This is a genomic window from Micromonospora sp. URMC 103, assembly GCF_051386435.1.
Classification (GTDB): domain Bacteria; phylum Actinomycetota; class Actinomycetes; order Mycobacteriales; family Micromonosporaceae; genus Micromonospora.
Genome location: NZ_JBPQTR010000005.1, coordinates 1,432,352 through 1,452,209, shown reverse-complemented (window position 1 = coordinate 1,452,209; position 19,858 = coordinate 1,432,352). Strand labels below are relative to the sequence as shown.

Genomic DNA, 19,858 nt, shown 5'->3' with positions numbered 1-19,858 from the left:
GCGGCGGACGCGTGCGGATGGGCGGGACACCCGAGCAGGCCGAGCAGCAGCTTACGGGCCGGGCTCGGCGTCGCGGCGCTCATGCCCGCGAACCTCCAACCGGTCATGGCCTGCCACGACGTCGACGCGCTGCCCACCCGGCCGGACGTCGAGTTCGGTCTCGCACGGCACCCACGGACCGGCGGTGACTCGCTCGTCGATGCCGTGGTGACCGCGCTACGACGCATGGTCCGAGCGAGGTCCGCGTACCCGGTAGTGGTAGGCGGCCAGCTGCCGGAAGCCGGCCCGCCCGTACAACCGCAGCGCCGGGTCGTTGCCGCGCTCCACCTGGAGGTACATCCGGTCGGCGCGCTGCCCGGCCGCCCAGCGGGCCAGCGCGGCGAGCACCGCGCGAGCCGCGCCGCGCCCGCGTGCCCCGGGCAGCGTGGCCATCCCGAACACCCCGACCCAGCCGCCGTCGGCCACCGCCCGGCCCACCGCGACGACGTCGTCCCCGAGCACCCCGCGGGCGTACGCGGTCGGCAGCGTCACCCGGTCGAGCATGGCCCGCTCGGCCACCGGGTCCGCGCCGTCGCCGTGCACGGCGCGCCAGACCTCGAACCAGTCCGCGGTCGGACGGTCGTCCACCCGCACCGGCAGGGCTCCCGACGGGGTGCCGCCCGCGACGTCTGCTGTCGCCGCCACCTGCAACGACATGGGGCTATCCCGTCGGTAGCCGCGCGCCGCGAGGAACCCGTCGAGCCCGTCGGGGCACGCGCCCGGGCAGATCTGGAACCGGGCGACCGCGCCCCGGTCGGCGTAGAAGCGCTCCGCCGTGACCACCCGGTGGGGCAGGTGGGCCGGGTCGGCGGGACCGTGCGGCAGCACCGACCCCACCCACCAGGAACAGCGCGGCGCGTCGCGCAGCCACCACCCGTCGACCCACGTCACGTGCTCGGCCGGCAGCGCGCGGGCGGCCCGCTCCTGGAGGTCGCGCGGCACGGCCGGGTTCAGGGGACGACGACCGTGCGCGCGCCCTCGCCCCGGGCCATCCGCGCGAACGCCGCCGCCGCGCCGTCGAGCCCGGTGCGGTCGCTGATCAGCGGGGCCAGGTCCAGCGTGCCGTCGAGCACCGACCGGGCCAGCTCGGGCACGTCCCGGTCCGGGTCCGAGGACCCGTAGACCGAGGAGCGCAGGGTCCGGGCCGAGTGGAAGATCTCCAGCGCGCCGAGAGGGACCACGTCGTCCTTCGCCCCCATGCCCACCACGGTCACCTTCCCGCCCCGGCGGGTGGCCCGCCAGGCCGTACGGATGGTGCTGCCCCGGCCCACGCACTCGAAGGCGTGGTCGACGCCCCGGCCACCGGTCCGCTCCCGGACGGCCCGGCTCAGCGAGTCGTCGGCGACCAGGAACGCCGTGGCGCCGGCCGCCCGCGCGAGTTCCGCCTTGGTGGGGGACACGTCGATCGCCAGCACCGGGTCGGCGCCGGCCGCCCGGGCGGCGCCCACCACCGAGAGCCCGACCCCGCCGAGGCCGATCACGGCGACCGACTCGCCGGCGGCCACCGCAGCGGTGCGCCGGACCGCGCCGACGCCGGTGAGCACGGCGCAGCCGAGCAGCGCCGCGGCCTCGAAGGGCAGCTCGTCGGGGACCGGGATGACCGCCTCCTCCGGCACCACCACCTCCTCGGCGAGGGCGCCGAGGCCGAGCGTGACGTGCAGGGGCTCCCCGGCCGCCGTACGGCCCCGGGCGCTCGCCGGTGTGCCGCCGCGCTCGCAGAGCCACGGCTCGCCGTGCCCGCAGTGCCAGCACCGCCGGCAGGGCGGCGCCCAGTTCAGCACCACGTGCGCGCCGGGCGTCACGCGGGACACACCCGTGCCGACCTCGGTCACCACGCCGGCGGCCTCGTGACCGAGCGCCAGCGGGTACGGCGCCGCGATCGTGCCGTTGACCATGGACAGATCCGAGTGGCAGACGCCGGCGGCCCGGACGCTCACGCGTACCTCGCCCGGTCCGGGGGCGGGCAGCTCCACCTCCTCGACCCGCGGCGTCTCCCCGACGCCCCGCACGACGAGCGCCCTCACCGCTGGATCGCCTTGGTCTGGAGGAACTCGGCGAGCCCGTGGCGGCCCAGCTCCCGGCCGATGCCGGACTGCTTGTAGCCGCCGAACGGGGCGAGCGGGTTGAACGGCGCGCCGTTGACGTCGACGGCGCCGGTCCGCATCCGCCGGGCCACCCGCACCGCCCGCTCCTCGTCGGCGGACCAGACCGCGCCGGCCAGGCCGTACCGGGAGTTGTTGGCCACCGCGACGGCGTGGTCGTCGTCGTCCACCGGGACCACCGCGAGCACCGGGCCGAAGACCTCCTCCTGGGCCAGCGCGCTGTCCGGGTCGACGTCGGCGATCACGGTGGGCGCCACGAACCAGCCGCGGTCGGGCACCGGGGCGTCCGGGCCACCCGCGACGAGCCGGCCTCCGTCGGCCAGACCGCGGGTGACGTGGCCGAGCACCCGCTCCCGCTGGGCGGCCGAGACGAGCGGCCCGAGCCGGGTGGCCGGGTCGAAGGGATCGCCGAGCCGGTAGCCCTCGGCGGCCCTGCCGGCCAGCTCCACCGCCTCGTCGTAGCGGGACCGGTGCACGAGCATCCGCGTCCAGGCCGTGCAGGTCTGCCCGGAGTTGAGGAAGGCGTTGCCGACGCCGACCTTCACGGCGGTGGGCAGGTCGGCGTCGTCGAGGATCACGTTGGCGGACTTGCCGCCCAGCTCCAGTGCCACGCGGGCGATCCGGTCCGCCGCGAGGTGGGAGATCCGCCGGCCGGTCGCCGTCGAGCCGGTGAACGACACCATGTCCACGTCCGGGTGGGCGGCGATGGCCTCGCCGACCACCGGGCCGGTGCCGGGCACCAGGTTGACCACGCCGGGCGGGAGGCCGGCCTCGTGGACCGCGTCGAAGAGGAGGTACGACACGAGCGGGGTCAGCTCGCTCGGCTTGAGCACCACCGTGCAGCCCGCGGCGAGCGCCGGGGCGAGCTTCGCCACCACCTGGTGCAGGGGGTAGTTCCACGGCGTGATGGCACCCACCACCCCGACCGGTTCGCGGACCACCGTGGAGTTGCCGACCGTCTCCTCGGCGGGCGGCCGGGCGGCCAGGTCGACGTAGCTGCGCAGCACCGTGAGCGGCAGGCCGGCCTGGACCCGGGTGGCGAGCTTCAGCGGCGTGCCCAGCTCCAGGGCCACGGTGCGGGCGATCTCGTCGGCGCGCGCCGAGAGGGCGGCGTGTAGCCGGTCCAGGTGCGCGGCGCGCTCGGCCGGCGTCGTGGCGGCCCAGCCGTCGAACGCGGCCCGGGCGGCGGCCACGGCGCGGTCCACGTCGGCGGCCGTGCCGGCCGGCACGGCCGCGACGACCTCCTCGGTGGCCGGGTTGTGCACGGGGAGCGTCGCGCCGTCGGAGGGGGTGACCCACCGGCCGTCGAGGTAGATGTCGGTCCGTCCGAGATCCATCGCGCCCCTCACGTACGTCGCCAAAACTAGCGGTGCAAGTTTGGACCCTAGTACGCGCCGGACGCCGACGGGAGGGGTGGCAACGGCCCGACGTGCCGCTCGTACGTGCGCGACAGCCCGTCGATGAGCGCGTCCAGGCCCAGCGCGAACGCGCCCTCGTCCACCTGCTGCTGGTGCTCGGCGAGCCGGTGCGCCTGGGTGAGGTGCGGGTACTGCTCGGCGTAGAGGCCGGGATCCTCGACGAAGCCGCGGGCGAACGAGCCCAGCGCCGAACCGGCCACGAAGTAGCGCATCAACGCGCCGATGTGGGTGGCCCGGGCCGGCGGCCACCCGGCGTCGACGAGCCCGCCGTAGACCGCGTCGGCCATGGCGAGCGCGGCCGGCCGTCGCCCCGGGCCGCGGGCCAGGTACGGCACGATGTTCGGGTGCGCGGCGAGCGCGGCCCGGTACGAGTGCCCCCACCGCCGCAGCGCCTCCCGCCAGTCGAGGTGGCCGAAGAAGGACACGTCGACCTGCCCGGTGATGCTGTCCGCGACGGCGTCGAGGATCTCGTCCTTGGTGGCGAAGTGGTTGTAGAGCGACGGCCCGCGTACGCCCAGTTCCGCCGCGAGCCGCCGGGTGGAGAAGGCCTCCAGACCCTCGGCGTCGATCAGCGCGGCGGCGGCCTCGACGATCCGCTGCCGGCTGAGCAGCGCCTGTCGCGGCCGGGGCATCGGGTCCTCCTTCGGGCGAGTGGGCGACGGGTGCGTGGCGCGTCGCCCGGCGGGGCGGGTCCGTCCGGAAACTCTGCCACAGCGGGTCTGGACGGACTTAAACTTGCACCGCTAGTTTATGCGAATGGACCTGCACCTCTCCGCCGAACAGGCGGCGGTCCGCCAACTCGCCGCCGAGTTCGTCGACCGCGAGGTGCGGCCGCACGCGGCCGAGTGGGACCGGCGCGAGGCCGTCGACCCGACCGTCGTGGGCAAACTCGGCGCGCTCGGCTTCCTCGGCCTGACCATCCCCGAGGCCGACGGCGGCTCCGGTGGCGACCACCTGTCGTACTGTCTGGTGCTCGAGGAGCTGGGGCGGGGCGACTCCGCCGTCCGGGGCATCGTGTCGGTGTCGCTGGGCCTCGTCGCGAAGGCGATCGCCGCGTACGGCTCGGCCGAGCAGCGGGCGCGGTGGTTGCCCCCTCTCTGCTCCGGCGCCGCCCTGGGCTGCTTCGGGCTCACCGAACCGGACAGCGGCTCCGACGCGGCGGCGCTCACCACCCGCGCGGTACGCGACGGGGGCGACTGGCTGCTCACCGGCACGAAGACGTTCATCACCAACGGCACCACGGCCGACGTCGCGCTGGTCTTCGCCCGAAGCGGCGGCGCGGGGCACCGGGGGATCACCGCGTTCCTCGTGCCCACCGACAGCCCCGGGCTGACCCGACGGGAGATCCACGGCAAGCTCGGCCTGCGCGGGCAGGCCACCGGCGAGCTGCGCCTCGACGGCGTACGCGTGCCCGACGCGGCCCGCATCGGCGACGAGGGCGCCGGCTTCCGGCTGGCCCTCGCCACCCTCGCCAAGGGACGGATGTCGGTGGCGGCCGGCTGCGTGGGCATCGCCCAGGGCTGCCTGGACGCCGCCGTCGGCTACGCCGGGCAGCGCACCCAGTTCGGCAAGCCGATCGCCGGCCACCAGCTCGTGCAGCAGCTGCTCGCGGCCATCGCCGTGGACACGTCGGCGGCGCGCCTGCTGGTCTGGCAGGTGGCCGACCTCATCGACCGCGGTCAGCCGTTCGCCACCGAGGCGTCCATGGCCAAGCTGTTCGCCAGCGAGGCCGCCGTGCGCGCCGCCAACAACGCGGTGCAGGTCTTCGGCGGCTACGGCTACATCGACGAGTACCCGGTCGGCAAGTACCTGCGCGACGCCCGCGTCGCCACCCTCTACGAGGGCACGAGCCAGATCCAGCAACTCCTCATCGGCCGCGCGCTCACCGGTGTGAACGCGTTCTGACCCCAGGGAGCAACCGTGACCAGATTCGCCGACCGGGTCGCCGTCGTCACCGGCGCCGCGCGGGGCATCGGGGCCGCCACGGCCCACCGGCTCGCCGCCGAGGGCGCGGCCGTGGCCGTCGTCGACCTCGACGCCGGGGCCAGCAAGGCCGTCGCCGACGAGATCACCGACGCCGGCGGCCGGGCCGTCGGCATCGGCTGCGACGTGACCGACGCCGAGGCCGTCACCGCCATGACCGAGCGGGTGGCGCAGACGTACGGCGGGCTGCACGTCCTCGTCAACAACGCCGGCATCACCCGCGACGACCTGCTGTTCAAGATGCCGCTCGCGAGCTGGGACGCGGTGCTCACCACCAACCTCACCAGCATGTTCCTCTGCTGCCAGGCCGCCCAGCAGCACATGGTCAAAGCCCGCTACGGCCGGATCGTCAACCTCAGCAGCCGCTCCGCCCTCGGCAACCGCGGCCAGGTCAACTACGCCGCCGCGAAGGCCGGGGTCCAGGGGCTCACCGCCACGCTCGCCATCGAGCTGGGGCCGTTCAACGTCACGGTGAACGCCGTGGCGCCGGGCTACGTGGCCACCGCGATGACCGCCGCCACCGCGCAGCGGGTCGGGAGCACCCCCGAGGAGCACCAGCGGATGGTCGCCGAACACACCCCGCTGCGCCGGGTCGCCCAACCGTCCGAGATCGCCTCGGTCATCGCCTTCCTGGCCAGCGACGACGCCTCGTACGTCAGCGGCCAGACCCTGTACGTCAACGGCGGCGCGCGCTGAAGGCACGCGTACCCACCCCACCACCCGGAGGAACCATGGACTTCGCGCTATCCGACGAGCAGCGGGCCATCCGCGACACGGCCCGCGACTTCATCACCCGGGAGGTCGTGCCGCTGGAGCAGGAGCTGCTGCGGCGGGAACGGGCGCACCGGCCCGGCCTGGAGCGCGGCGAGCTGCGCGAGCTCCAGCTCAAGGCGCGCAAGTTCGGCTTCTGGGGCCTCGCGACACCCGAGGAGTACGGCGGCATGAACCTGCCGGCCGTCACCCAGTCGCTGATCTGGACCGAGATCGGCCGCTCCTTCGTGCCGTTCCGCTTCGGCGGGGAGGCCGACAACATCCTGTTCTACTGCAACGAGGAGCAGAAGCGGGAGTTCCTCCTCCCGACCATCGAGGGCGAGCGGCTGAGCTGCTTCGCCATCACCGAGCCGGGCGCCGGATCGGACGCGGCCAACATCAAGCTCAGCGCCCGCCGCGACGGCGGCGACTGGGTGCTCAACGGCGAGAAGACGTTCATCACGGGTGGCAACGAGGCCGACTTCGCCATCGTCATCGCGGTGACCGACCCCGCGAAGGGCGCCCGCCGCGGCGGTGCCACCGCGTTCCTCGTGGACCGGGAGATGGGCTGGCGGTCGGAGTTCATCCAGACGATGGGGGAGGGGGGTCCGGCGTCGCTGGTCTTCGACGACGTGCGGGTGCCCGAGCGCAACATCCTCGGCGAGCTGGGGCAGGGCTTCACGCTCGGCATGGAGTGGATCGGCAAGGGCCGCTACACGATCCCGTCGCACGCCGTGGGCATCGCCGAGCGGGCGCTGGGAATGGCCATCGCGTACGCGAACACCCGGGAGACGTTCGGCCGGCCGATCGGGGAGAACCAGGCGATCCAGTGGATGATCGCCGACTCGGAGACGGAGCTGGAGGCGGCCCGCCTGCTCATCCTGCGGGCCGCGTGGACGGTCGACCAGGGCATGGACCCGCGGCACGCCTCGTCGATGGCGAAGCTGTACGGCGCCGGCATGGTCAACCGGGTCGTGGACCGGGTCCTGCAGATCCACGGCGGCATGGGCTACACCCGCGAGCTGCCCATCGAACGCTGGTACCGGCAGGTGCGGCTCTACCGGATCTTCGAGGGCACCGACGAGATGCAGCGGCTCATCATCTCCCGCGACCTGCTGCGCGGCTACACGAAGCTCGGAGGGCACCTGGCATGAGGACGTTCGCCTCCATCGACGAACTGGCCGCGGCGACCGGCGAGACGCTCGGCCCCGGCCCGTGGCAGCGCATCGAGCAGAAGCGCGTCGACCTGTTCGCCGACGCGACCGACGACCACCAGTGGATCCACGTCGACCCGGAGCGGGCCGCGGCCGGTCCGTTCGGGGCGACCGTGGCCCACGGCTACCTGACGCTGTCCCTCCTGCCGGCGCTGGTCGGCGCGCTCTACCGGGTCGAGGGCGTGGGGATGGGCGTCAACTACGGCCTCAACCGGGTGCGCTTCCCCGCACCGGTGCGGGTCGGCAGCGCCGTACGCGCCAGCGCCACCATCGCCGACGTGTCACCCGTCGACGGTGGCGTGCAGGTCGTCACCGCGGTCACCGTCGACAGCGACGCGGGCGGCAAACCCGTGTGCGTGGCCGAGACGGTCAGCCGCCTCTACCGGGCGGTGGCGCGGTGACCGCGCTCTCGCTGGCCATGGTGCTGGCCGAGTCCGCCCGCCGGCACGCCGACACCGTGGCCGTGGTCGACGGCGAGGCCCGCGTCACGTACGCCGAACTGTGGCTGGAGGCGCGCAGCTACGCCGCCGGGCTCCGGGGGTTCGGCATCGCGCCGGGGGACCCGGTGGCCCTGCTGGCCCCCAACGTCGTCGACTTCCCGCGCGTGTACTACGGCGCCCTCGCGGCCGGCGCGGTGCTCGTGCCGGTGCACCTGCTGCTCACCCCGGACGAGGCCGTGCACGTGCTGCGCGACAGCGGCGCGAAGGCGCTCGTCTGTCACACCTCGCAGATCGCCCTGGGGGCCGCCGCCGCGGCCGCCGCCGGCGTGCCGCTCGTGACGGTCGGACCGGCCGTCGCCGACGCTCTCGCGCCGCGACTCGAGGACCTCAGCGAGGCCGTGCCGCCGCTGCCGTCGTACGTCACCCGGTCGGCCGAGGACCCGGCCGTGGTGCTGTACACCAGCGGCACCACGGGGGTGCCGAAGGGCGCCGTGCTCACGCACCTCAACCTCGTCATGAACGCCACCGTCAACGTGTTCGACGCCAACGAGGCGCGCAGCAGCGACGTGGTGCTCGGCTGCCTGCCGCTGTTCCACAGCTTCGGCCAGACCGTGGCGATGAACGGCACCTTCCGCATCGGGGCCACGCTCGTGCTGCTGAGCCGCTTCACCGGGCCGGCCGCGATCGACCTCATGCTGCGCGAGGGGGTGGACGTCTTCCACGGCGTCCCCACCATGTACGTGGCGCTGCTGGAGGCGGCGCGGGGCCGGACCGACCTGCCCCGCCTGCGGCTGTGCATCTCCGGCGGGGCGTCCCTGCCGGTGGCCGTCCTGGAACGCTTCCACGCCGTGTTCGACACGACCGTCTTCGAGGGGTACGGGCTGTCGGAGACCTCGCCCACGGCCACCACCAACCAGCCGCACTTCGGCACGCGCGCCGGCACCGTCGGCCACCCCCTGTGGGGCGTCGAGGTGGAGATCGCCCGCGCCGACCTCGACGACCGGATCGAGCTGCTCCCCACCGGCGAGCTCGGCGAGATCGTCATCCGCGGCCACAACGTCTTCGCCGGCTATCTCGGGCGTCCCGAGGCCACCGCCGAGGCCGTGGTCGACGGCTGGTTCCGCAGCGGCGACCTGGGCCACAAGGACGCCCACGGGTTCATCACCATCGTCGACCGGAAGAAGGACATGATCATCCGGGGCGGCTTCAACGTGTACCCCCGCGAGGTCGAGGAGGCCCTGGCCCGGCACCCGGCGGTCGGGCAGGTCGCGGTGATCGGTCTGCCCGACCCGCGCCACGGCGAGGAGATCTGCGCCGTGGTGGTGCCCGACCCGGGCGGGCCGGGGGCGCCGGCTGAGCAGGAGCTGATCGACTGGGCGCGCGAGCACCTCGGCCGGCACAAGTACCCGCGCCAGATCCGGTACGTCGACTCGCTGCCCATCGGCCCCAGCCACAAGGTCCTGAAGCGAGAACTCCGCCGAACCCTGTCCCCGCCCGCCTAACCCCCGGTCGGCCCCACCCCCGCCCCGCCCGCACTGTCCTCGCCCCCGCCCCGCCCTGTCCCCGCCCCGTCCCCGCCCCGTCCCGCCCCGTCCCCGCCCCCGGCGTCGATCATGCAGTTCTGGTGCCTGAGTGGTGATGTATCGCCGCTTTTGTCTGGCACCACAACTGCATGATCGACGGAGGCGGAGGCGGAGGCGGAGCACGGAGCGGCGACGAGGGCGCGGGCGGCGGAGCGCGGGGCGCGGAGCACGGGGCGCGGGGCGCGGAGCACGGGGCGCGGCGGGCGCGCGGGGTGAGGGGTTAGCCGTCGCGGTGGTCCTCGTCGGGCGGGATGATCGACTCGCGTTGTTCGAGGGCGTCCGCCGGATTGGCGTCCTCGGGCAGGGCGGTGAGCGAGTCCTGCTCGCCGGCGGGCGGGGACCCCTGCTCGGCCACGTCCGCCTCGGTCGCGTCGCCCCCGGCGGTGGTGGGCGTGACGTCCTGCTCCGAGTCGTCCACCACCGGCTGCCGTTGCTCCACGGCGTCGGCCTCCGGCGCCTCGGCCAGCGGGTCGTCCGGGTTGACGGTCATGTCGCCTCCTCACCGAGCGCGCCGGACGGCACGTTCGCCCCCTAACTTCCCCGGGTATCCGCCGGCATGCCCGAGGGTCACCTCATCCACCGGTACGCGCGGGAACAGCACGCCGCGCTCGCGGGCAGCGTTCCGGCGCTGTCCAGTCCGCAGGGCCGCTTCGACCCGGCCCCCTACGCCGGGCGGACGCTGCGGGCCGTCGAGGCGTACGGCAAGCACCTGCTCTACCACTTCGACGACACTCCCACCCTGCACGTGCACCTCGGGATGCGCGGGCTCTTCCTGCGGTACGACGACCCGACCGTGGCGCCCCGCGCGGGGGTGCGGCTGCGGCTCGCGGGCGCCGCCGTCGCGTACGACCTCATCGCGCCCATCCGGTGCGAGCCGCTCCCGGACGACGGCGAGCGTGCCCTGCGCGCCTCGCTCGGCCCGGACCCGCTCCGCGCCGACGCCGACGGCGCCGACGCGGTGCGCCGGCTCGCCGCGGCGGGTGGCGCGGTCGGCGCCGCGGTGCTCGACCAGTCGGTGTGGGCGGGCATCGGCAACGCCTGGCGCGCCGAGCTGCTCTTCCTCGCCGGCCTCGACCCGGACACCCGGGAAATCGGGCCGGAGACGGCACTGCGGCTGTGGGACCTCGCGGTCCGGTACCTGGCGTTGGGCCGCGACGCGGGGCAGGTGGTCAGCGACCCGACGGCACCGGACGAGCGGTGGGTCTACAAGCGCGAGCGGTGCCGTCGCTGTGGCGCCGAGGTACGCCGCTGGACCCTGGGCGCCCGCACCGCCTACGCCTGCCCCGTAGACCAACCCCCACGCTGACGCCCCCCACGCCGCCCCCGCCGCGCCCCCGCCCCGACCCCCGCGCCGCCCCCGCCGCGCCCCCGCCCCGACCCCGCCCCAGCCCCCGCCCCCGCCCCCGCGATCTTGCACTTTCTGCCCCGATATAACGAGCACAAGCCGCGAAACGGGGGCCGAAACTGCAAGATTGCGGTGCCGTGGCGGGATCGCGGCGCCGGGGCGGCGTGGCGGCGTGGCGGCGCGGCGGGGCGGCACGGCGCGGCGTGGCGGGACCGCGGCGGCGGCGGGGCATCGCTGCGGTCCGGGTAGGTTGTTGCGCTATCTAGATGGTGTGGCTAGGGTCTTGCGCGTGATCTTTCGAGCGGCGCCTGGCGGCTAGGGGGCGGGGTGGACCTGGAACGGCGGGCGCAGTGGCTGCGCGGAGTGCTCGACCTCTGCGTCCTCGCGCTGGTCAGCCGCGGCGAGTCGTACGGCTACGAGCTGTCCCAGGCGCTGCGGGCCCACGGCCTGGGCGCCGTGCAGGGCGGCACCCTCTACCCGGTGCTGCTGCGGTTGCAGCGCTCCGGCCTGCTCACCGCGCACTGGCGCGAGGGCGCCACGGGCCCGGCCCGCAAGTACTACCGGATCAGCCCGGCGGGCAGCGCGGCACTGCGCGCGGCCGCCACCGACTGGACCGCCTTCGCCGCGAGCGTGGGCGCGATACTGAGCGAGGAGCCGAAGCGGTGAACCACAACGCCTGGCTCGCCGCCCTCACCGGCGAGCTGCGCCGGCACGGGGTGGGGCCCGACCTGACCGGACACGTGGTCGCCGAGGCGGCCACCCACCTGAGCGAGAGCGGGGAACACCCGCTGCGGGTCTTCGGCCCGCCGGAGGCGTACGCCCGGGCCGTCGCCGACAGCCTCGGGGGGCCCGACCAGCGGCCGCCCCGCCGGCAGCCCGGCCCGGTGCGGCTCGCCGCGCGGGGCATCACGAAGCGCTACCGGGGACGCACGGTCCTGGGCGGCGTGGACCTGACCGTACGCGCGGGGCAGATCGCCGCGGTGGTCGGCGCCAACGGGGCCGGCAAGAGCACCTTCCTGCGGATCTGCGCGGGCCTGCTGAGCCCGGACGCGGGCAGCGTCCAGGTGCACGGCGCGCTGGGCTACTGCCCGCAGGACGGGGGCACCGCCGAGTTCCTCGACACCGACGAGCATTTCGTGCTGGTCGGCGCGGGCCGTGGTCTCGACCGCGGGGCGGCCCGCCGGGCCGGTCGTGCCGGGGCCACGGCGCTGGACTGGACGCCGCCGGCGGGCACGCAGGCGCGGCACCTCTCCGGCGGCACCCGGCAGAAGCTGAACCTGGTGCTGGCCCGCCTCGGAGAGCCGGACGTGCTGCTGCTCGACGAGCCCTACCAGGGCTTCGACCGCGGCACCTACCTCGACTTCTGGCACGAGGTGTGGCGGTGGCGCGACGCCGGCAAGGCCATCGTGGTCGTCACCCACCTGCTCAACCAGCTCGACCGCGTCGACCTCGTGCTCGACCTGACCACCCCTCGGGAGCGCGCCGCATGACCAGGACCCTCGTGGTGGCCGAGACCGCCCTGCGCGAGCTGGTGCGCCGCCGTTCCGTGCTCGTCATCCTGCTGCTGTTGCCGCTGGCCTTCTACCTGAGCCGCCGCGGCGACCACCTCGGCCAGTCGATCCGCTTCGTGTGCCTGGGTGTGGGCTGGGCGTTGAGCACGGCGGCCCTCTTCGCCGGCAGCGCCGCGCGCGGCATGGAGCCCCGGCTGCGGCTCTCCGGCTACCGCAGCCTGCACCTGGTGCTCGGGCGGCTGCTCGCCCTGTGGACGGTGGGGGTGCTGCTGTCCGTGCCGTACTTCGTGCTCATCCTCGTCGACCAGCACGACGTCCGCTACGGCGCGATCGCCCTCATCATGGCGCTCATGGTGCTGGTGGCCGCCCCGTTCGGCCTGCTGCTCAGCGCCGTGCTGCCCCGCGAGCTGGAGGGGACGCTCGTGCTGCTCACGGTGGTCGGGCTCCAGATGGTGATGGACCCGGCGGACACCGCCTCCCGGGCGCTGCCGTTCTGGTTCAGCCGGGAGATCGGCACGTACGCCATCGACCACACCGACGGCGGCTACCTGACGCGGGGGCTCATGCAGGGCGTCGCGTTCGCGGTCGTCCTCACCCTGTTGGTCGTGGTGGCCGCCGCCGTGCGGCTCCGCCAGCGCCGGCACCTGCGCTTCGTCGAGGCGTAGCGGGCGGCGGCGGACGACCGCCCGGCACCGGGCGAGCGCCCGGCGAGCGGTCAGTGCCGGCCGTCCGCCAGCTCGTCGGCCCGGTCGGCGAGCGCCCGGCGCTCCGCCGGCCCGTCGCTCAGGTCGGCGGCCGCCCGGAACAGCGCCACGGCCCGGGGCCGGTCGCCCTGGCGGGCGGTCAGCTCCGCCTCGACGGCGAGTGCCGCGGGGTAGCCGTCCAGCGCGCCCCCGGCCCGGGCCACGTCGAGGAGCGCCAGGCCGGCCGCCGGGCCGTACGCGTAGCCGTGCGCCACGGCACGGTTGAGCTGCACCACGGGTGACGGCTGCCGCGCGGCCAGCCGGTCGTACCAGCCGGCGATCGCCCGCCAGTCCGTGTCCGCGCTGCCGCGGGCCGTGGCGTGGCAGGCGGCGATGCGGGCCTGGAGGGCGTACGGGCCGTCCTCGCCGGCCCGCGCCAGCACCTCGACCGCCTCGGCGATGGCGGCGTGGTCCCAGCGGGACCGGTCCTGCCGGTCGAGGGTGAGCAGTCGGCCGTCGGCGTCGCGGCGGGCGGCCCGGCGGGAGTGCTGGAACAGGAAGAGCGCGAGCAGTCCGGCCACCTCCGGCTGGCCGGGCAGCAGCCGCTCGACGAGCCGGGCCAGCCGGATGGCCTCCTCGGCGAAGGCCGGCTCGCCGTCCGCGTCGTGGCCGCGGGTGAAGAGCAGGTAGAGCACGGCCAGCACGCCGGGCAGCCGTTCCACCAGCGCCGGCCCGGCCGGCACCCGGTAGGGGATGCCGGCCTGGGCGATCTTCGCCTTGGCCCGGGTCAGCCGCCGGGTCATCGTCGACTCGCTGACGAGGAAGGCGCGCGCGATCTCGGCGGTGGGCACACCGCAGACGGTCCGCAGGGTGAGCGCCACCCGCGCCTCCATGGCGAGCGCCGGGTGGCAGCAGGTGAAGACGAGCCGCAGCCGGTCGTCCACCACGTCCCCCTCCCCGGCGTCGGACGGTGCCGCCGCCTGCTCGCTGAGCAGTGCCAACTCGCGCAGCTTGCGCCGTTCCACGTCGGCCCGGCGCAGCACGTCGACGGCCCGGTTCCGGGCGACCGTCATGAGCCAGCCGCCCGGATTCGCGGGGACGCCGTCGCGGGGCCAGAGCTCGACCGCGAGGGCCAGCGCCTCCTGGGCGCAGTCCTCGGCCAGCGTCCAGTCGCCGGTGACCCGGATGAGCGCGGCCACGATCCGCGCGAACGACTCCTGACCGGCGGCGGCCACCGCCTGGGACGCGTCCGGCACGGGCTCAGGCGTCCGGGTTCCAGAACGGGCGCAGCTCGATGCGGCCCGCGTACGCCATGGGGTGGTTGCGGGCCACGTCGATCGCCTCGTCGAGGTCGGCGCACTCGAGCAGGTCGAAGCCCACGATCACCTCCTTGGTCTCGGTGAACGGCCCGTCGCTCAGGAGCAGTTCGCCGTTGCGGACGCGGACCGTGGTCGCCGCGGTCGGCGGGGCCAGCCGGTCGCCGGCGAGCCGCTGGCCGCGGGCGTCGCGCTCGGCCACCCACTTCTCGATGTCGGGCGCGGCGGTCGGGTCGGTGTCCGGCTCGCTGTCGGTGCAGACGAACATCAGGTACTTCATGTCCACTCCTCGGTGTCGTGACTCACCAGGGTGACGAACGGGCGGACCCGATCCGGACCGCCTCCGGAAAAAATCAACGACGGGCCAGCAGCTCGACGATCTCCGCGGTGGTGCCGGTCTCGCCGAGCCGGGGGAAGATCCGCTCGACGCTGGCACGGTGGCCCTCGGCGTCGAGATCGGTCATCGCGTCGGTGGCCAGCGTGACGTGGTAGCCGTGCTCGTACGCGGCCCGGGCGGTCGACTCGACGCCGATGCTGGTGGCGATGCCGCCCAGCACGATCTGGGTCACGCCGCGGCGGCGCAGCTGGAGGTCCAGGTCCGTGCCGTAGAAGGCGCCCCAGTTGCGCTTGGTCACGACGATGTCGCCCGGGTGCCCGGCAAGCTCGTCGACGAGCACGTCCCACCCCTCGGGCCGGACGCCGCCGGCCGCGCCGCGGTCGGTGCGACCCGGCACCGCGTCGGACCCGTCGGGGGCGAAGGTGACCCGGACGAGCACCACGGGGAGCCCCTGGGCGCGGAAGGCGTCGGCGAGCTGGACGCCGCGGGCCACCACCTCGGCCGCCGGGTAGGGGGCGGTGGGGGCGCCGACGATGCCGCGCTGGAGGTCGATGAGCACGAGGGCGCTACGCGGGTCGAGCGTGGTGAGGGCCATGAGGTGTCCTTTCGGTGGGTGACAGGGGCGGCGTCCGGTCAGTCGGAGGCCGCCCCGGCGAGCGCGCCGATCCGGCGCAGCGAGCGGTCCAGGAGGACGACGACCAGCAGCAACGCGGCGCTCGCGAGCATGACGAGTGCCAGCGCGTGCAGGCCCGCCGTGTCGGCGCCGGGGCCGAAGGCGGCGGCGCTCGCGGCGGCGGCCACCATGGCGCCCAGGTAGGTGAACGTGCGCAGCAGCCCCGCGGAGGAGCCGATGCGGGCCGGGTCGGCCTGGTGGTAGAGCGCGTTCTGATTGGCCAGCCCGAGCAGCCCCTGCGGTACGCCGGCCAGCACCGCCACGGTCACCAGCAGCCAGGTGCCGGTGCCGGGGTGGACGACGAGCAGCAGGGCGCAGGCGGCGATCTGCGTGCCGGCGCCCACGAGCAGCTTGCCGCGTACGCCGCGACGGCGTCCGGTCAGGGCCGAGACGGCGATGGCGGTCACGAACAGCGGCAGCAGGACGAGCCCGGCCGCCGAGGCGGACAGCCCCCGGCTCTCCTCCAGCCACTGCGTGTACCCGTAGAGCCAGGCGTAGGACACGGTGAAGGTCAGCAGGTTGCGCCCGTACGTGGCGATGAGCGGCAGGTTGCCCCCGAGCACCCGCAGGTCGAGGAAGGGATCGGTGGCGCGCAGCTCGCGGACGACCAGCCCGGCCCCGGCGGCCGCGGCGACCGGGAGCAGGTAGAGGTCGCCCACCCGGGGGCTCATGAGGAACAGCAGCACGGCGGTCAGCAGGGCGGTGAACAGCGCCATACCCGGCAAATCGAGCCCGCCGGTCGTCGTGCCGGCGGCGGTCCGCGGCATGCGCCGGACGCCGAGGACGAGGCAGGCGACGGAGAGCGGGACGTTGACCGCGAAGATGGTGTGCCAGCCGCCGAAGCCGATGAGGAGGCCACCGAGGGTCGGCCCCACCGCGGCGACGGTCTGCGCGGAGATGGCCAGAGCGGTGAGCACGCCGCCCGGGTTGTCCTGGCCGGTGCGTCTCGACTCGTGCCGGAGCAGGGACATGGCTGCCGGGTAGCCGGCGCAGGTGCCCAGCCCGAGCAGCACCCGGGCGACGACCAGCACGCCCAGCGAGGGCGCGACCATGCCGATGAGCCCGGCCACGCCGGTCAGCGCCGTGCCCACGAGGTAGAGCCGGCGCGGCCCGTACCGGTCGACGAGTCGTCCCACGACGGGCTGCCCGACCGCGGTGGCCAGGTAGAGCGCCGAGACCAGCCAGGCCGTACGCGACGGCGGCGCGCCGAACGCCTTGCCGATGGGCACCAGCGCCACGGCGATCATGGACGAGTTGATCGGGTTCAGCACCGCGCCCAGGATCATCGGGGCGATGAGCCGGCGGTCGAAGCCGGCCCTCTCCGGCGCGCGGTCCGGCGCGACCGGGTTGGTGCGGGCGGTCACGACGCGGTGAGCCGGTCCAGCAGGGCCAGCGCTTCGACGATGGTGCGGCGCTCCGCCTCCGTGTAGCGCTCCTCGAGGGCGCGGGCCAGCCACTCCTCGCGGGCCTGCCGGTCGCCGTGCACGAGCGCCCAGCCGCCCGGGGTCAGCGAGACGAGCTGGCGACGGCCGTCGGTCGGGTCGGGTGCCCGCGCGACGAGCCCCTGCTCGCCCAGGGCGGCGAGGATCGCGGCCATCGACTGCGGCCGGACCCGCTCGGCGGCGGCGAGGTCGCTCGCGGACGCCGGCCCGGTCGTGGCGAGGCGGCTGAGGACGGAGGTCTGCGACGCGGTGAGGCCGTCGCGGTCGGCGACCTCGCGCAGCCGGCGCCGGAGCCGGCTGAAGACCACCCGCAGGTCGTGCGCCGCGCGCACGGCCCCCACGGAGATCTGGAGATCGGGCATGCCACCAGGCTATACCGTCAGTTCAGACTGAACAGTTCAGGCTGCCTATTGTGAGGCGAGGAACAGCACGGCCGCCTACCGCACCGGCCGGGCCGCCGCCACGTGCGTCGTCGGTCCGAACGCCGTGAGGAACCGGTCCCGGAAGGCGTCCATCGGCCAGACCGGCGCGTCGTGCCCGGGGCGCAGGCCCTCCTGCCAGTCCCAGCCCGCGATCCGGTCGAACACGTCCGGGTCGCGCGCCACGATGGTGATCGGCACGTCCCGGCTGGCGCCCGGCCCGGTCACCACCGGCGCCGGCTGGTGGTCGCCGAGGAAGACGAGCACGAGGTCGTCGTCGCCGTACGTCTCGACGTACGAGACGAGGCTCTCCAGCGAGTACGCGATCGCCTGCCGATACCCGGCGCGCGCCTGGGCGGCGCCGTGCCCCGCCCCGTCCGTGCCCTCGGCGCTGGCGGCGGGGCTCGCGTAGACGGAGCCGTCGCCCACCTCGTCCCAGCCGATCATCCGGGGCACCTCGGTCCAGGGGGAGTGGCTGGAGATGAGCGGAATCTCGGCCATCAACGGCGGCCGGTCGGCGATGGCGCGTTCGGTGCGCTCGAAGGTGGCGAGGGTGTACTGGTCGGGCATCGGGGCGTAGGCGAACTTGGGGCCGCGGTAGCCGAGCGCGGCCGCGTCGTAGTAGCGGTCGTAGCCGAAGAACACCCCCTCCGGCCAGGGCTGCGTGGCGGCCGGGAGCACCCCCACGGTGCGCCAGTCGGCCCGCCGGAACGCGCCGTTGAGCGTGAGCCGGTCGCTGGCCAGGAGGGCCCGGTGGCGCTGCTCGTTGTCGACCCACAGGCCGGACAGCAGGGTGTCGTGCGCGAGCCAGCTGCCGCCGCCGAACGTGGGGGAGGTGAGGAAGCCGCTGCGGGCCGCGTACCCCTTGGCCCGCAGCCGCGCGTAGCCCTCGTCGAGCACCGGGTTGACGCCGGCGGCGAGCCCCGGGTCCTCGATGGCGCTGCGCCCGTAGCTCTCCACGAACGTGAGGACCACGTCCTTGCCGCGCAGGGCGGTCAGCAGCTGGTCGCCGGGGGTGTCCCGGAACCGGTCGACGGCGATCTCCCCGCCGAACGTGCCGCGGTCACGCAGCCGCTCCCGCACGGCGGCGGCGTGCGCGTGGACCAGGCCGGTCGTGCCGTCGTCGGCCACCGGCACGCCGAACGCGGCGCACGCCACCCAGGCGACGGCCAGCGCGGCGGTCACCCGGGTGGCGACGCGGTCGTGCCGCGCCACGAGCCGGGCGACCCGTCGCACGGCGAGCGTCATGAGCAGCAGCGCCGCCGCGGCGACCAGCAGCGCGCCGGCAGCCGCCCCGACCGCGCCGGCCCGGCCGGCCGCGTCGCGGACGAAGCCGTACGCGTCGTCGAGCAGCGTCCAGTCGAGCACCGGATCGAACGGCCGGTCCAGAGTGGTCCGGAAGCCCAGGTCGGCGAGGCGCAGCACGGCGAGCAGGCCCAGCGCGGGGCCGGCCACCAGCACCACCACCCGCCGCCCCCGGCGCGGCAGGGCGACGAGGAGGGCGAGGCCGAGCAGCCCCTCCAGGGGGATCCGCAGGAACGCGCCGGGGGTGAGCCGGTCGGGCCGGTCCGGCGCCACCAGGGCGGCCACGACCAGCAGCCCGGCGAGCACGGTGAGCACCGCGGAGGCCACCCGCCGGCTTCCGCGCCGCCCGCCGGCCGCCGCACCGACGGGCGTACGTTCCGCCGCCCCCGGCCGTCCGTCCGGTCCGACGTCGCCGGTCGGGGCCGGACGGTCGGCGCGCGCCCCCATCAGTGCCCCCAGCGCTCGACGCGGGCGCCACTGCCGGCCAGCGCCGGAGGCCGGTCGGGCGTGCCGGCCGCCGGCGGTACGGGCCGGACCGGCGACCCCGTCGGACGGGTCCGGGGGCGCAGCGGGCGGTGCCGCCACAGCCAGAGCACGTCCCGGCCGAACGACTCGACGAGCAGGGCCAGCGCGACGCCGAGCAGCAGCGTGGCCGGCGCCGCGGGCAGCACGACGGCCGCGGCGAGGACGACGCCCTGGGTCGCCGCGACCACCTTGCGCCACAGCCGCGGCGGCAGCGTCCCGCGCATCCACGGCAGCGCCCAGCCGGCGGCCACGAACGCGTACCGCATCCCGCCGATGGCCAGCACCCACGCCCCGGCGGCCGGCGCGACCCGCGCGCTGAGCACGAGCAGGAGGAACGCGTCGACCTCCATGTCGAAGCGGGCGCCGAGAGCGCTCGCGGTGCCGGTCCGGCGCGCGACCCGGCCGTCGACGGCGTCCAGCGCGAGCGCCACCGCGGCGAGCGTCACCAGCAGCGCGACCGGCGCGGGCCGGCCCGCGAGCCCGTCCGCGACGAGGGCGGCCACGGCGCCCACGAGGACCGACCGGCCGAGGGTCACCCGGTCGGCCGGGCCGAGCCGCCGGCTCCCCGCCCGGCGCAGCCCCCGGGCGAGCGCCACGCCGCTCACCACGCCGTAGCCGGCGCCCGCCAGCCACCCCGCGCCGCCGACGCCGACGGTGCCGGCCAGCACGGCGAGCAGGACGACCTGGGCGGCGAGCCCGACCCACGGACCAGTTCGAACCGTTCCCACCGTGCCTCCGTGTTTATGATCGACGACTCTGTGAGGGAACACGGA

21 protein-coding genes are annotated in these 19,858 nt (G+C 75.4%); 9 read left to right on the top strand and 12 right to left on the bottom strand.

Annotation, left to right across the window (positions count from 1 at the left end; genetic code table 11):
- Window positions 1-216: 216 nt before the first annotated feature.
- From ACSNOA_RS19765 to ACSNOA_RS19750, 4 genes are read right to left on the bottom strand one after another with little or no spacing between them, the layout of a single operon-like run.
- Complete coding sequence (locus ACSNOA_RS19765; protein WP_436660344.1) at window positions 217-981, bottom strand: GNAT family N-acetyltransferase; 765 nt, start codon at window positions 979-981, stop codon at window positions 217-219.
- An 8-nt stretch (window positions 982-989) separates the two neighbouring features.
- The gene (locus tag ACSNOA_RS19760; RefSeq protein WP_436660342.1) at window positions 990-2,063 is read right to left on the bottom strand and encodes an alcohol dehydrogenase catalytic domain-containing protein; all 1,074 of its coding nucleotides are present in this window, start codon (window positions 2,061-2,063) and stop codon (window positions 990-992) included.
- Complete coding sequence (locus ACSNOA_RS19755; protein ID WP_436660341.1) at window positions 2,060-3,478, bottom strand: aldehyde dehydrogenase family protein; 1,419 nt, start codon at window positions 3,476-3,478, stop codon at window positions 2,060-2,062. Before ACSNOA_RS19755 ends, ACSNOA_RS19760 begins: the two co-directional genes overlap by 4 nt.
- A 47-nt stretch (window positions 3,479-3,525) precedes the next feature.
- Complete coding sequence (locus tag ACSNOA_RS19750) at window positions 3,526-4,191, bottom strand: TetR/AcrR family transcriptional regulator (protein ID WP_436660339.1); 666 nt, start codon at window positions 4,189-4,191, stop codon at window positions 3,526-3,528.
- A 124-nt stretch (window positions 4,192-4,315) separates the two neighbouring features.
- Here ACSNOA_RS19750 and ACSNOA_RS19745 point away from each other — a divergent pair, with 124 nt between their 5' ends.
- Genes ACSNOA_RS19745 through ACSNOA_RS19725 form a run of 5 tightly spaced genes read left to right on the top strand, consistent with a single transcriptional unit; the run spans window position 4,316 to window position 9,448 of the window.
- Window positions 4,316-5,464: an acyl-CoA dehydrogenase family protein gene (locus ACSNOA_RS19745; protein WP_436660337.1), complete on the top strand. Its 1,149-nt coding sequence runs from the start codon at window positions 4,316-4,318 to the stop codon at window positions 5,462-5,464.
- Window positions 5,465-5,479: 15 nt separating this feature from the next.
- Window positions 5,480-6,238 carry a 3-oxoacyl-ACP reductase FabG gene (fabG, locus tag ACSNOA_RS19740; RefSeq protein ID WP_436660335.1) on the top strand — a complete coding sequence of 253 codons (759 nt, stop codon included), beginning with the start codon at window positions 5,480-5,482 and terminating at the stop codon, window positions 6,236-6,238.
- Window positions 6,239-6,273: 35 nt separating this feature from the next.
- Window positions 6,274-7,446 carry an acyl-CoA dehydrogenase family protein gene (locus tag ACSNOA_RS19735; RefSeq protein WP_436660333.1) on the top strand — a complete coding sequence of 391 codons (1,173 nt, stop codon included), beginning with the start codon at window positions 6,274-6,276 and terminating at the stop codon, window positions 7,444-7,446.
- Window positions 7,443-7,907: a MaoC family dehydratase gene (locus ACSNOA_RS19730; protein WP_436660331.1), complete on the top strand. Its 465-nt coding sequence runs from the start codon at window positions 7,443-7,445 to the stop codon at window positions 7,905-7,907. Before ACSNOA_RS19735 ends, ACSNOA_RS19730 begins: the two co-directional genes overlap by 4 nt.
- The gene (locus ACSNOA_RS19725; protein WP_436660329.1) at window positions 7,904-9,448 is read left to right on the top strand and encodes a long-chain-fatty-acid--CoA ligase; all 1,545 of its coding nucleotides are present in this window, start codon (window positions 7,904-7,906) and stop codon (window positions 9,446-9,448) included. The genes ACSNOA_RS19730 and ACSNOA_RS19725 overlap by 4 nt, the downstream gene beginning before the upstream one ends.
- Window positions 9,449-9,749: 301 nt before the next feature.
- On the opposite strand, the gene ACSNOA_RS19720 is transcribed toward ACSNOA_RS19725, so the two are convergent.
- Entirely contained in the window at window positions 9,750-10,019 is a 270-nt protein-coding gene (locus ACSNOA_RS19720; RefSeq protein WP_436660327.1) for a hypothetical protein, read from the bottom strand.
- Window positions 10,020-10,085: 66 nt separating this feature from the next.
- On the opposite strand from ACSNOA_RS19720, the gene ACSNOA_RS19715 reads away from it, so the two are divergent.
- From ACSNOA_RS19715 to ACSNOA_RS19700, 4 genes are all read left to right on the top strand, one after another.
- The gene (locus ACSNOA_RS19715) at window positions 10,086-10,835 is read left to right on the top strand and encodes a DNA-formamidopyrimidine glycosylase family protein (RefSeq protein ID WP_436660325.1); all 750 of its coding nucleotides are present in this window, start codon (window positions 10,086-10,088) and stop codon (window positions 10,833-10,835) included.
- 366 nt (window positions 10,836-11,201) lie between these two features.
- On the top strand, window positions 11,202-11,540 hold the full coding sequence (locus ACSNOA_RS19710; protein ID WP_436660323.1) for a PadR family transcriptional regulator: 339 nt from the start codon (window positions 11,202-11,204) through the stop codon (window positions 11,538-11,540).
- On the top strand, window positions 11,537-12,364 hold the full coding sequence (locus ACSNOA_RS19705) for an ATP-binding cassette domain-containing protein (protein WP_436660321.1): 828 nt from the start codon (window positions 11,537-11,539) through the stop codon (window positions 12,362-12,364). The genes ACSNOA_RS19710 and ACSNOA_RS19705 overlap by 4 nt, the downstream gene beginning before the upstream one ends.
- On the top strand, window positions 12,361-13,050 hold the full coding sequence (locus ACSNOA_RS19700) for a hypothetical protein (RefSeq protein ID WP_436660319.1): 690 nt from the start codon (window positions 12,361-12,363) through the stop codon (window positions 13,048-13,050). Before ACSNOA_RS19705 ends, ACSNOA_RS19700 begins: the two co-directional genes overlap by 4 nt.
- 50 nt (window positions 13,051-13,100) lie before the next feature.
- Here ACSNOA_RS19700 and ACSNOA_RS19695 read toward each other — a convergent pair whose 3' ends face one another.
- The 7 genes from ACSNOA_RS19695 to ACSNOA_RS19665 form a co-directional block, all read right to left on the bottom strand.
- Window positions 13,101-14,324 (bottom strand): RNA polymerase sigma factor, encoded by a 1,224-nt coding sequence (locus ACSNOA_RS19695; protein ID WP_436660317.1) that lies wholly within the window; start codon window positions 14,322-14,324, stop codon window positions 13,101-13,103.
- A gap of 4 nt (window positions 14,325-14,328) precedes the next feature.
- Window positions 14,329-14,664 (bottom strand): YciI family protein, encoded by a 336-nt coding sequence (locus ACSNOA_RS19690; RefSeq protein WP_436660315.1) that lies wholly within the window; start codon window positions 14,662-14,664, stop codon window positions 14,329-14,331.
- Between the two features lie 73 nt (window positions 14,665-14,737).
- Window positions 14,738-15,316: a hydrolase gene (locus tag ACSNOA_RS19685; RefSeq protein WP_436660313.1), complete on the bottom strand. Its 579-nt coding sequence runs from the start codon at window positions 15,314-15,316 to the stop codon at window positions 14,738-14,740.
- Between the two features lie 38 nt (window positions 15,317-15,354).
- Window positions 15,355-16,758, bottom strand: coding sequence for an MFS transporter (locus ACSNOA_RS19680; protein ID WP_436660311.1), 1,404 nt, complete (start codon window positions 16,756-16,758; stop codon window positions 15,355-15,357).
- On the bottom strand, window positions 16,755-17,198 hold the full coding sequence (locus ACSNOA_RS19675; protein WP_436660309.1) for a MarR family winged helix-turn-helix transcriptional regulator: 444 nt from the start codon (window positions 17,196-17,198) through the stop codon (window positions 16,755-16,757). Before ACSNOA_RS19675 ends, ACSNOA_RS19680 begins: the two co-directional genes overlap by 4 nt.
- Before the next feature lie 75 nt (window positions 17,199-17,273).
- On the bottom strand, window positions 17,274-19,007 hold the full coding sequence (locus tag ACSNOA_RS19670; protein ID WP_436660307.1) for a sulfatase: 1,734 nt from the start codon (window positions 19,005-19,007) through the stop codon (window positions 17,274-17,276).
- Entirely contained in the window at window positions 19,007-19,813 is an 807-nt protein-coding gene (locus ACSNOA_RS19665) for a CDP-alcohol phosphatidyltransferase family protein (protein WP_436660305.1), read from the bottom strand. The genes ACSNOA_RS19670 and ACSNOA_RS19665 overlap by 1 nt, the downstream gene beginning before the upstream one ends.
- Window positions 19,814-19,858 lie beyond the last annotated feature (45 nt).